This is a genomic window from Pedobacter sp. 05T44 (assembly GCF_056395985.1).
The window spans coordinates 888,147-900,567 of sequence record NZ_JBFTKO010000001.1; the positions used below are offsets into that span (position 1 = coordinate 888,147).

Sequence of the window (12,421 nt, forward strand, 5' to 3'; positions counted from 1 at the left end):
GTAGTGTTTTTAGTTCCAGTCGTTGCTGATATCCTTTGCAACATTTGGGTTTGCATTTTTCTCCGAGATAGGGATGGGCAGCAGCACATTTTTATCCTGAAAAGGTTGCGTACCATCTTCAATCTGTCGCTGGGCGTTTATGGTTTGTTTGGCAATACCCCAGCGGATCAAATCGAAATAGCGCGATTGTTCGCCGGTAAGTTCCAGTTGCCTTTCGCGCATGAGGATATTGAACGCATTAGTCTGATTGCCCAGTGCTATGTACGCTGGTGCGCTTACCCTGGCCCTTACCTGGTTAATCAAGTCAAGTGGTTCAGTACCGGTATTCCCTTGCTGAATGTAAGCTTCGGCCAATAATAGCAGCACATCGGCATAACGAATTACCTGGCCGTTTATACCACTTTGCGGACCGCCATAAACTGCTATCAAATTATAGTACTGGTATTTTAAATAGTGATAGCCTTTAGCCGCAAACGGATAAGCAACTGGTCCACCGACACATTGCTGGCAATATTGCGTTTGCCCCCCACTTGCCGCATCGCCATAAAAAGTGTAGGCCGCTCGTGGATCGGTGTAGGAGACACCAGTTTGCGGGTTAGGATAGGTAAAGGCCTTAACAGCAGTTGTGGTGATAAACACATTGCTCCAATCATTAAAACCATATTCCTGTGCCCGATCTGAGTGGGTTGCCTTGCCGTTAATTTCCTGGCCGCCGAATACATAATACTGGCTACCAATACCCCAGTCGGTCCATACCTGGTTCATGATCTGGAAAATATTTTCCTTATTATTTTGATTGGTGGTATTAAACAAATCATTGTAATTCGTTGATAAGGTATAGGTATACGGTGCCTGTGTCAGTTTGATTAGTTCGGAAACGGCCAAAGCATATTTCTTCTGATAAAGGTATGCCTTGCCTAAAAGTGCTGTGGCAGCACCTTTGGTAGCGCGCCCTAAATCGGCATTCGCAAAGGCTACCGGTAAATCGGCCTGAGCTTCCTGCAAATCCTTTTCAACAAAGGTCCAGATTTCGGCGACAGTGGCTCTTGGCTGCTCCAGATTATTGGTGGTCTGTTCATAGCTTACGCGCAAGGGTACCCTGCCGTATAAACTTACCAGGTTAAAATAGGCGTAAGCCCGCAAAAATTTGGCTTCGGCAATGTACTGTTTCTGGTGAGCTATTTCTGTAGCTGTAACAGGGTTCCACACACTAGCTCTGTCAATCAACACATTGGCACGAAAAACCATGCGATATAGCGATGCCCACATGGCATCTAAAGTTGGCTGGTTATTGCCAAAGTTATATTGCGCCAGGTTTAGCAAATCGCCGGTCAGGGGTTGATCATTTTTTGCTTCGTAACCTAAAAGATCAAAAATAAAATACCATTCCCTGGCCCACATCCCGTTGTGCAATAAGGTTGCATAGGTGGCTATGGTTGCCTGGTTCAATACGTTATCGCTGGCAAAATAAGTATCATAGGTATAGGCATTTTTATTTTGTACGTCCAGATTTTTTTTACAGCTGCCTGCGGTTAGTAATAAGCCCGCACTCAGCACATATTTCATATATTTTTTCATCACCTTAATCATTAATTTTTAAAATCCTACTTGTATTCCTGCTATAAAGGTTCTTGGTTGCGGTACTTGTCCGTTATCTATCCCACGGCCAAAAATAAAGTCACTGCCACTTACTTCAGGATCATAACCCTTGTAGTCGGTGATGGTGAACAGGTTTTGCGCTGCTGCAAAAACTCTGAATTTGCTAATTACCGTGCCTGTAAGTGATCCCAACGTGTTTTTAGAAAAAGTATAACCCAGCGTAAAATTGCGTACACGCAAGTAAGCGCCGTTCTCGATAAAAAAGTCGGATGGACGTAAGTTGCCTGATGAGGTAACACTCTGTCCAGCTCTTGGCAAGGCTGCCACATCACCGGGTTTGCGCCACCGGTTTAATATAGCTGTGGTAGCATTATGCCCTGTTGAGGCATTCTCGGTAAAAAATTTAAGTGCATTGCCCAGCTGAATAACCGTTACCCCGGATACAACCAGGTTAAGATCAAAATTTTTATAGTTGCCGCTTAAGTTAAATCCATAAATAAATTTAGGGATGGCGCTGCCGAGCACCTGTTGATCTGCCACATTTACAATACCATTACCATCTAAATCTTTAAACAAAAAGTCGCCCGGTTTTATGCCTGCTTGGTATACAGCTGCTGCATTACCTGATTTTTGCTTCGCGATCGTGTTAAGCGCATCGATCTCGGCCTGTGTGCTTGCCACATGATCAACGCGGTAACCGTAAAACGCACCAATTGGCGAGCCCTGCCGCGTTAAGGTAAGTCCATTTAAATTATTAAAAACACCACTGATAATTGGCGATTGCGATAGATTACCTAACGAAAGTGTTTTGTTTTGGTTATACGCACCATTTGCGCTGATGGAATAGTTAAAATCATCTTTGTTTTTGCTTTTGTAAGTAATCTGCAACTCAAATCCTTTATTTTCGGCATCGGCAGCGTTTGATGTTACTACGCTTTGGATGCCATTTATACCACCAATACCCACACTGGTTGGTACCGGAACGTTAACAATTAAACCACGGCTTTTACGTTTGTAATAGCCTGCGTTTAAGGTTAGCTGGTTATTCAGAAACCCCAGATCAAGACCAATATCGGTTTGATCGGTCTGCTCCCATCTCAGATATGGATTGGAGATGGTTGCTACGGTAACACCGCCAACAAAGGCTTCGTTTGTACCTAAAGAGTAAACCAGGTTACCATTAGGATAACCGCTATAGGTAAATACATCGGTCACACCCAGGTTAAATTTATTGTTACCTGTACGTCCCCAACCGGCACGCAGCCTGCTATCGGAAAGGAAGGGTAAGGCCGACTTAACAAAGCTTTCTTCCGTAAATCTCCAGGCAAAACCTACGCCCGGAAAGTTACCATAACGGTTATTGACACCAAAGTTCGATGAACCATCGCGACGGATACTGCCAGAAAGAATATACCGGTCATTAAACGTATAAATTAAACGGCCATACCATGATTGCGCACGACCAAATTGGGTACCATAGCCCGAACCATTGCCCGTAGTGGTCACGGTAGGTGCAACGCTGATATCCTTAATGTTATCGTTTGTTAAGCCTGTACCTAAAACGGTAAGCGCCTTGTTGTAACCGGCATCAATATAACTTGTACCTAATGTGGCCGAAAAGTTATGCCTGTCAAAGGTCTTGTTATAGGAGAAATAATTTTCGAAAGTATAGGTAAATGAACTACCGAATGAGCGGCCAACTTGTCTCCCATAGGCCAGGTTGTTGGAGGCGACATACGGATACTGGTAGGAATCGGAATTACTGGTATTGTAGGTTGCCGAAAGCTGCGACCTGAATGATAGACCGCTGAGTAGTTTTACCTCGCCAAAAACCTGAGGGTATAAGGTCAAACTATTGCTCTTTCCGTACTTAACCCCTAAATCCTGTAGGGGATTGCCCACATTGCTGTTGTCATCAACATTGGTTACTATAGAGTAGCCGCCGAGCACGCCCGGGTCAAGTATGGGTTTATAAGGTGCATAAGTAATACCGCCAATAAGGCTGGCGGCCTGTCCCGCTCCACGGTTATATCTTAAATTTAAGGTTTGGCCAAAATGGAAACGTCCTAGTGTTTCATCCAGCGAAAAACGGGTAAATAAACGGTCAGTACGGGATTTTTTAATGATCGCATCCTGTGTAATATAGCTCATAGACAAGTTATACAATACCTTGTCACCTCCCCCGCTCACATTCAGATCACTCTCTGTAGAATACGCAGATTTGAATACTTCTTTTTGATAATCGGCGCGGTCAATAAGTACATCTGCGGTATTCAGCTTAGCAGGCACGGCAATATTGGTTGTAGCTGCAATATCTTTAAGCAAGTCCACGTAATCCGCAGCCTTTAAAATATCCAGTTGTCGCCATGCTTTTGAGGTACCCGCCTGCATGTTAAAGCTTACTCGTGTTGCACCTGCTTTTGCTTTTTTTGTGGTGACAATTACTACACCATTGGCTGCCGCCACACCGTAGATGGCGGTTGAAGATGCATCCTTTAAAACAGTGATCGTTTCAATATCCTGCGGACTTAGGGTGGTAAATACGTTACCATCGCCTTGTATGCCATCAATAACATACAGCGGATCAACGCTGGTAAAAGAACCTGTTCCCCGGATAATGATCTGCGAGTTAACGACCTGTACACCGGGCATTTTACCTACAAGTAATTGCGCCGGACTCAGGGCTGTATTGGCACCCGCTTCTTTGGCAGATACGGTATTGACCGCGCCAACAAGATCCTTCCGGCGGGCAGTGCCGTAGCCAATTACCACTACTTCGTTCAATGCCTTATTATCTGGTTGCAGGGTAATATTAACCTCGCTTTGACTGTCGACAACAACTTCCTGCGGCACGTACCCAACCATGTTAAAAACTAATATAGCACCGGCATTGACATTGATGGAGAACAAACCGGCAGATGATGTTGCAATGCTATTTTGTTTTCCCTTTTCAGTAATGGTAGCTCCCGGTAAAGGTTGGTTATTATCACCCGAGATCACCTTGCCTTTAACATTTACGGATTGCGCAAACGCCTGCCCGCAAATAAAGGTTACCATAATGGGTATTACATAATACCTGATCTTTTTGAGGAGATTTTTTTGATTAGTAATTTTTAGTCTCATAATTAATTGATTTGGTTTTAAGTATATATAATATTGGTTTTAAGCACTCACTAAACACAAGCGAACCCTCGAAAACAGCATCAACAATAAAAAGACGCAGGAAACGCCAGCAACATATTACCATTGGTTTATTGATGACTACATATTTTGTACTTAGCAAATCAACTACTTATCACGTTGTTTTATTTGTCCTATTTATCATTTCTTTTTACCTATTTATCATAACAAATCGGATACTACGCTTGTGGCTGATCAGCGTCCGCTGGATATTTAATGAAGTGAAAGACCAGTCCGACGCCTGGGCTTACTATATCTACGGCGGGTGATCATCCTAAGGGAGTATTAAATGTTTATGTTGACAATGGGAGAAGCTATCGTTGACTGATTCGGCAATACGACAGACATACCGAACGGATTCTTCAAACCACTAGGCTTGAAGGCCAGCACAGCGGAGAAAAACCTAGTATGCTCACTTATGACATTCATACCGGAAATTTGCTGGATTGGGCGGAAATTTCTGTTGTTTTCTGCAAGCGTAATTACTGCCAGTTTGCCTGTTACAGGGTTTTGCGTTGGCGGGGAAGAAGAAAAGGGAATTAAGCTTATTGATTTTGAAGGTAAAACAGGGCTTGCTTACTGTTCTATTTGAATTTGGAACCTTGGATGATAAAGCTGATAGTTAGCTTGCTTTGTATAATCGGTACATTTTATAAATTTACATTCAATATTAATACTAAATGATAATTCCAGAATCACAGTTTGAAAAAGGTATTTACAGTATCCGTCAGCTTCTAGAAGGCGAAGCCAATCTTTATAAATCCATGCGCTTAGAAGCCATCCAAACTGAGCCAGCCATGTTCAGGTGTACCACTCCTGCAGAAGTAGAACTTACCGATGCGCAATGGCTGGAGCGGATAAAAGATCCAAGAGCGGTTTTTGGCCTTTTTGCAAATGACGAACTTGTGGGCATGACAAGCATTTTGCTGCTAAACGAAGAGCAAGGTTACATGGGCCAATCTTATGTCCGCAAAGAACACCGGGGAAAGGGGCTCTCCGTTCTTTTTTATAAAATAAGAATGGCCTGGGCATTGAACCGAAAGTTAAAATATCTGAGCGTAAGTCATCGGGAAAGCAACCTAATTTCCAAAGCCGCAAATCAGCGTTTTGGTTTTCGATACACTCACAGGGAACCATGCAACTGGCTTGATGGCACTACCGAGGACGTACTATATTATCTGCTTGTCTTATAGGGTTCCCGATCTGGGCATTTCGGCAAAAATGGTTGTTTCCCACTCATATCTTTGAAATATACAGTCAGGCATCAAAGATAAGCCCGCCTGTGAGCACCTGTTATAAAAATGGGGTGCTTTTGTTTTCGTAAAAATTTTGGCTACTTGCAACCTTTTATAAGGTAAGTTCGTCTTTTCTGAACCATAAAGAAATTGACTAGTAAAATGAATATTCTTGCAAACATTAAATTAGAAATATCAGTTGTATGCAGCATGCTGATTGGCCAAGTTGCACTTTGCCAGACAACTGCCTTTAAAACGGATAATCCACTCAAAACCTATTTGGACAGCCTGGTACAGCAAGCGGCATCAGTTTACCTGCAGGCACCCGCTACGTTTGACCTATCCATCGGCATATATTCCCAGGGACGTCCCTATCAATATAACTACCACAAAGGCGACGGCAGTCTGCCAACGGGCAACAGCTACTACGGCATGGGTTCAATTGCCAAGACATTTGCAGGATGGATGCTGGCCAATGCAGTGACTGAGGGAAAATTAAAACTAAATGATGATATCCGCAAATACTTGCCCGGCAGCTATCCCAACCTGGAATATAAGGGACATCCGGTACGCATAGTTGACCTCTCCAATCATACAGCAGCAATGCCGGCTATGTCAAAAGACTATTCAGATAAATTTATTGACAGCATCTCTAAACTGAAACCCGAAAAGCTCGCCGTTTTTTTTAAAGAATATACCGCCGACAGTCTTTTTAAAGACATGCACCACTTTAAATTAGATACCATACCCGGAACAAAGTATCAATACAATGGAAATGCGGTTATGGTACTGATAGCCATACTTCAGCGTATTTATCACCGGCCATATCCCGAGCTGGTCACTGCTTATCTTAAACGGAATGGAATCGACCACACCAGACCTGCGCTAACAAAAACGGAAGCGAAAGGCCTGCTCATGGGGCATGATGAAAAGGGTAATGCTTCACCTTTATCCGTGGATGAAGGTTTCAGAGCTGCCCCATCCATGGTTTCCACGCCCAATGATATGTTGAAATACATCAAAGCTAACCTCAACGAAAACAATCCGGTCATTAAGTTAAGCCATCAACCCACATTCACCACACCAGGTGGCATGAAAATGGGCCTTAACTGGATGATGGACAAAGAAGACAACGGACTGCCATACATTATGCATACCGGCCGTGACGGAGTTGGCTTCACCGCCTTATGTTATCTTTATCCGGACAAACAAACCGGCATCGTGATTTTAGTGAACGATGGAACCGGTGAGGATAAAGTATCCGCATTGAAAAATAACATCATTGCAAATTTGTTCCATTGACCTCTGTCCGATACTGAAAAATGTTTACAGTTTTTGAGGTTGGTAAAAACTTAAAAATTGTAATCCTGATACGAGTTGACAATTACGTTTCTTTTGCTACTTTCTTTACAAAGAAAGTAGTTCGGACATTTGTGACCTTATTGATTTAACTACGATTACATTGCATCAAAGATCTGCAAATCGATTATTAAGCAAATGATATTAGTCGTGTTGTGAGATGAACTATGTTCAACAGGTACAGAAATCGAACCTATTAGACAACATGTAAATTATTCTACCTTCAATTGTTCTGGCAATTAGTTAACTATGTCCAGTCTGTGTAGCAACCCTAAATTCGGCATGACTATCATACTTCGTCACCCAAAAGGAGTCAAATTAAAGCATCAACAGGCCAGTTGATTCAATTATCAAAAAAATGATTTCATATCTTGAATTATCGAACTAACATTTGCTCCTGTCAACAAAGGATAGCTGAACATTATCTTTGATTTCCAAAATTTTTTACTGATATATCTCAAACTATGGTTGACGGTGATAAGCTGATACCTATTAAAAATGAAGATAATTGCGAAATGAGCTCTAACGGTGTAGAACATACGAGTCAAAGATTATGAGTCTTCTAGCCTAACCGCCCTAACAACAGGCAAAATGTGCCTTTCTGGCTTACAGAAGCAATTTACGAGTTATTCATGGAACCGAAAAATTTTGCTCCGTTACGTATTTGTTACGTTTATTTAAAAATCTGAATTGATCTTCTCCTCTGCAGATATACTTTGTAAACATTAAATCTAGAATTCACTAATATTGGTAGGGATGTAATAGTAGGCACCCATGTTAGGTGTTCTTTTTATGTATACTACTCCGAAATATTGCAATCAGTTTGCCTTAGAGCAATGGCACAATAGAAGGCAATGTATAGTAGGGCAAGTTTCGAATTACTTAGAAAGAGATTAGTACTCAAACCGACTTAACCACCAAAATTGGGGAAGAACCATTTTGGACCGTAATATGAGGCGCGTGTCCGCGAAAGAGGGGCCGTATACGGAATAATCCCCACTCATAGTAATGATGCTGCTTCAACCTAGTTATTTTTATGACTCCCGTTGAAAGGCGACACGTGTGATTATCATTATACATGCCTGACAAACAACTCCGGATAGACATTCGCACATTATAGGAAATTACATTTAGTGCGCAATGAAACTAATTTAACGCATGGTATCCTTCAGTTTTAGATGTCCGTACAGAAAATCTAAGATTTCATTTCCGTCCACCCTAAGTGCCAAAGCTATTAGGTAAATTTCATCCCCTCGGATTTTAGATGTTGGATTAATACTAAGCTCGCTTAATCTCGATTCACTAAGACCAGTGTTGCGCGATAACTCTGCCCTATTAACGAATTTTTTAGCCAAGTACAGACCAAGTTTTGTCAAGTCAGATTTACTTTTAGATTTCACCATTGTCAGTGAAATTAAAACTCATTCTTCATTTTTATAAATCCAACACGATTTAGCTAGATTTTCTTTATAAAAATATAGAAAATCTATATTTTTATACATATATTTGAATTAAGGAAATGAAAAGTAGATTATTTACTAAAACATTATTCATGAAATAAGTTAAATTGCGATCACTAAATATCCAATGATATTGAGGTGTTCACCCAAGAGCCTCGTTCGAGTTATGTAGGAGTTTCAAGAACGCGAGGGATAAGTGAGCACCCGGTACTTAATAGCATTTGCTATTAGGCCGGGGCAGCTTATTGATTGCGTTCAGATTAGCGTTTGCTAATCCCCGTCCTACACGGGAACTCGGGCAATTTCAATGAGAACTTCTGTCCCGGGCCTGATAGCATTCATCCCCAAAAACATCTCAAGAGGCTCATATCATGTTCAACTAACGTAGAATAAATATGAGAACCAGAACTGCTAACCAAGTAATTTCCAGCAACATCTTTAAACTCATTATCAGGGCACCGCAATAGTATGTCATTAATTTTTTGCAAGGTGGGCGGGTTGTGCAGGGAGGCATGGCTTTGCCTGCTTTGCACCTTAATACTTTTTGACTAACTATTTTCTTAAAAAACTGATAATGAAAAAAACGATACTCACTATCGTCCTGGCCATGTTATGCCTAATCCTTAGCCTACAAAGTCAGGACCAGGACACCATTACCGGAACCATATATACACAAGACCGAAAACCATTAGCTGGTGTCACCATTAAAATCATAGACACCGACATCAGCACCATAACAGACGAAAACGGCAAATTTTCCCTCGTCAGCAAGACAAAAAATGGAACCGTGACCTTCTCCTACACCGGATATGAAACCCAGTCCATGGACTATATCATGGGCAGAGAAGACAAATTCAAAATCTTCATGCGGGAACTCCGGAGCCAGCTGCAGGAAGTCGAAATCAATGCAGGCTACTACACCGTGAAAGAGCGCGAACGGACAGGCTCCATTTCTCGAATCGGCGCAGAAACCATAGAAAAGCAACCCATCAATAATCCCTTACAGGCCTTACAGGGACGCATTCCCGGTGTTACCATCACACAACAAACAGGATTACCAGGAGGAGGCTTCTCTGTTCAGATCAGGGGACGCAACAGCATCGCCAGTGGCAATGATCCTTTATACATTATAGATGGTGTATCCTATCCCTCAACCAACATTTCTTTCAACTACGGGGGTAATATCCTTGGCGCTAACGGAGCAAACCCACTAAGCTTAATAAACCCTAATGACATTGAAAGTATTGAAGTTTTAAAAGACGCCGATGCCACAGCAATCTACGGCTCAAGGGGCGCCAACGGAGTCATACTCATCAAAACAAAAAAGAACAAAAGCGGAAACAGCCAGCTAAATGCCGTTTTCTCACAGGGTGCCGCGGCAGTAGACCGAAGAGCCAAAATGCTGAACACCGAGCAATACCTAGAAATGCGCCGGGAAGCCTTTAAGAACGACGGCTTAACCCCCACTTCCAGAGATTTTGATGTGAACGGCACCTGGGCAGCAGACAAATATACCGACTGGCAAAAAGAAATGATTGGCGCCGCCGCGCCCATGACCAATGCCGCGCTCAACCTCAGCGGCAGCTCCGGAAAGATCAGCTACCTGCTGGGTGGAAATTACTACCGCGAAGGAACGGTATACCCCGGATCATTTGGCTTTAACCGTGGCGGCATGCATTCCAGTCTGGATATCGGGTCACCAGAAAGTCCTTTCCAGGCCAGCTTCACTGCAAACTATTCTCGTACCAACAGCCTGCTGCCCAGAAATGATTTCACACAATTCATGGCCCTTGCACCCAACGCTCCAGATGTGTATGATGCCTCCGGCAATCTGAACTGGGCAAACAATACCGTATACATCAACCCCATGGCCTTAATGCAGCGCACAAACAAAGCGGCAACAGATAACCTGGTCGCAAACCTAAGCCTGAGTTATAAACTGTGGCGGAATCTAGAACTGAAGGGTTCATTTGGCTACACCACGCAGAACAGAGAAGAATTAAACAAAATCCCGCTTGCTTCTTTTGCACCTGTCAACAATGCAACCTCGGCTAATAGGACCAGCTATTTTGCCAATGCCAGCAACAACACCTGGCAGGCAGAACCGCAGCTGAATTACAGTACAAAACTCGGCGCCGGACGCCTGGAAGCATTAGCAGGTTTAACCTTCCAGGAAAATAAGAACGAAATGAAGGCACTGGAGGCCTCCGGCTTCAGCAGCGACGAGCTCATGGAAAACATCCTGTCTGCAGCCAACATCCTGCCCTACCAGGTCACCTATTCCCAATACCGCTATACCGCAATCTTTGCCCGTTTGAATTATAGCCTGGCAGGGAAATACTTTATCAACCTGACCGGACGGCGCGACGGATCAAGCAGGTTCGGACAGGACCGGCAGTTTGCCAATTTCGGGGCCATCGGCGCCGCCTGGATATTTTCCGAAGAAAAACTGTTTAAAGAAAACTTCCGGTTTTTGAGCTTCGGCAAGCTGAGAGCAAGCTATGGGATCACCGGAAATGACCAGATTTCCGACTATGGCTACCTGCAGCTATGGTATTCCGGAAATAGCTACCAGGGAAACGCTACCGTCAGGCCCAACACCGGCCGCGTGGGCAACCCGGACTTTGCCTGGGAGACCAACCGCAAACTGGAAGCCGCCATCCAACTCGGATTCTGGCATGACAAGATCAACCTGGAAGTTTCCTGGTACAGAAACCGCTCCTCAAACCAGCTGATCGGAGATCCTCTGCCTTTGAGTACAGGAAGCTCCACCATCACCGCCAACCGCCCGGCTACCGTTGAAAATTCAGGACTGGAGATCGGAACAAATTTTAAACTGGTCAACAAAACCAACTTAACCTGGTCGGCTGCTATTAACATGACTATCCCCAAAAGCAGGCTCATTGCCTATCCGGGGCTGGAAAGCTCAAATGATGCCTACAATTACATTATCGGGCAACCCTTATCTATCCGCAAGATTTATCAGGTAAATGGGGTTAATCCACAAACAGGATTATACGACATCGAGGATTATGATGGTAACGGAACGTTAGACGATGCCGACCGCTATCGCCATAAATTTACCGGCCAGTATTTTTTCGGGGGAATCCAGAACACCTTGCGGTATAAACAGCTCAGTTTAGATTTCCTTTTTTCTTTTGTGAAGCAAAACGGCAACAATTACATGAGCACGACCACCTTTACACCCGGCATATGGACGCCGGAAACCCCGTACGGCAATCAGCTCACCGCCGTCCTGAACAGATGGCAACAGCCCGGTGATCAGTCTGGAGTCCAAAAGTTCAGCACCACAAACAATACCAACTACATTTTCAGCGATGCAAAGAACGAAGGGGGCATGGCCATTCAGGATGCTTCCTATATCCGGCTAAAAAATATCTCTGTTTCCTATACTTTACCAGCGAAACTCCTTTCGGCGATCAGGGTCAAACAGGCAGCGCTGAATATACAAGGGCAGAATGTACTCACCTTCAGTAAATACAAAGGATTGGACCCGGAAACGCTGAGCATGTACAGTCTGCCACCCCTGCGCGTATTTTCTGTTGGTTTAAATCTAACTTTTTAATA

At 43.5% G+C, this 12,421-nt stretch carries 7 protein-coding genes; 4 read left to right on the plus strand and 3 right to left on the minus strand.

The window, feature by feature from the left end:
* Positions 1–9: 9 nt before the first annotated feature.
* On the minus strand, positions 10–1,578 hold the full coding sequence (locus AC1DDK_RS03580; RefSeq protein WP_477611759.1) for a RagB/SusD family nutrient uptake outer membrane protein: 1,569 nt from the start codon (positions 1,576–1,578) through the stop codon (positions 10–12).
* An 18-nt stretch (positions 1,579–1,596) separates the two neighbouring features.
* Positions 1,597–4,722, minus strand: a complete 3,126-nt coding sequence (locus AC1DDK_RS03585; RefSeq protein WP_477611760.1) for a SusC/RagA family TonB-linked outer membrane protein — start codon at positions 4,720–4,722, stop codon at positions 1,597–1,599.
* A 475-nt stretch (positions 4,723–5,197) separates the two neighbouring features.
* Between AC1DDK_RS03585 and AC1DDK_RS03590 the strand changes: the two genes are divergently transcribed.
* From AC1DDK_RS03590 to AC1DDK_RS03600, 3 genes are all read left to right on the plus strand, one after another.
* Positions 5,198–5,371 carry a hypothetical protein gene (locus tag AC1DDK_RS03590; protein WP_477611761.1) on the plus strand — a complete coding sequence of 58 codons (174 nt, stop codon included), beginning with the start codon at positions 5,198–5,200 and terminating at the stop codon, positions 5,369–5,371.
* 88 nt (positions 5,372–5,459) lie between these two features.
* Positions 5,460–5,972: a GNAT family N-acetyltransferase gene (locus AC1DDK_RS03595; RefSeq protein WP_477611762.1), complete on the plus strand. Its 513-nt coding sequence runs from the start codon at positions 5,460–5,462 to the stop codon at positions 5,970–5,972.
* 204 nt (positions 5,973–6,176) lie between these two features.
* On the plus strand, positions 6,177–7,316 hold the full coding sequence (locus AC1DDK_RS03600; protein ID WP_477611763.1) for a serine hydrolase domain-containing protein: 1,140 nt from the start codon (positions 6,177–6,179) through the stop codon (positions 7,314–7,316).
* Between the two features lie 1,208 nt (positions 7,317–8,524).
* On the opposite strand, the gene AC1DDK_RS03605 is transcribed toward AC1DDK_RS03600, so the two are convergent.
* Positions 8,525–8,776, minus strand: a complete 252-nt coding sequence (locus AC1DDK_RS03605; protein WP_477611764.1) for a helix-turn-helix domain-containing protein — start codon at positions 8,774–8,776, stop codon at positions 8,525–8,527.
* A 631-nt stretch (positions 8,777–9,407) separates the two neighbouring features.
* Here AC1DDK_RS03605 and AC1DDK_RS03610 point away from each other — a divergent pair.
* Positions 9,408–12,419 (plus strand): SusC/RagA family TonB-linked outer membrane protein, encoded by a 3,012-nt coding sequence (locus AC1DDK_RS03610; RefSeq protein WP_477611765.1) that lies wholly within the window; start codon positions 9,408–9,410, stop codon positions 12,417–12,419.
* The last annotated feature ends 2 nt before the right edge of the window (positions 12,420–12,421 follow it).

Coding starts and splice junctions, on each gene's coding strand:
- AC1DDK_RS03580 (WP_477611759.1), bottom strand. CDS start 1,578: ATGAAAAAATATATGAAATATGTGCTGAGTGCGGGCTTATTACTAACC.
- AC1DDK_RS03585 (WP_477611760.1), bottom strand. CDS start 4,722: ATGAGACTAAAAATTACTAATCAAAAAAATCTCCTCAAAAAGATCAGG.
- AC1DDK_RS03590 (WP_477611761.1), top strand. CDS start 5,198: ATGACATTCATACCGGAAATTTGCTGGATTGGGCGGAAATTTCTGTTG.
- AC1DDK_RS03595 (WP_477611762.1), top strand. CDS start 5,460: ATGATAATTCCAGAATCACAGTTTGAAAAAGGTATTTACAGTATCCGT.
- AC1DDK_RS03600 (WP_477611763.1), top strand. CDS start 6,177: ATGAATATTCTTGCAAACATTAAATTAGAAATATCAGTTGTATGCAGC.
- AC1DDK_RS03605 (WP_477611764.1), bottom strand. CDS start 8,776: ATGGTGAAATCTAAAAGTAAATCTGACTTGACAAAACTTGGTCTGTAC.
- AC1DDK_RS03610 (WP_477611765.1), top strand. CDS start 9,408: ATGAAAAAAACGATACTCACTATCGTCCTGGCCATGTTATGCCTAATC.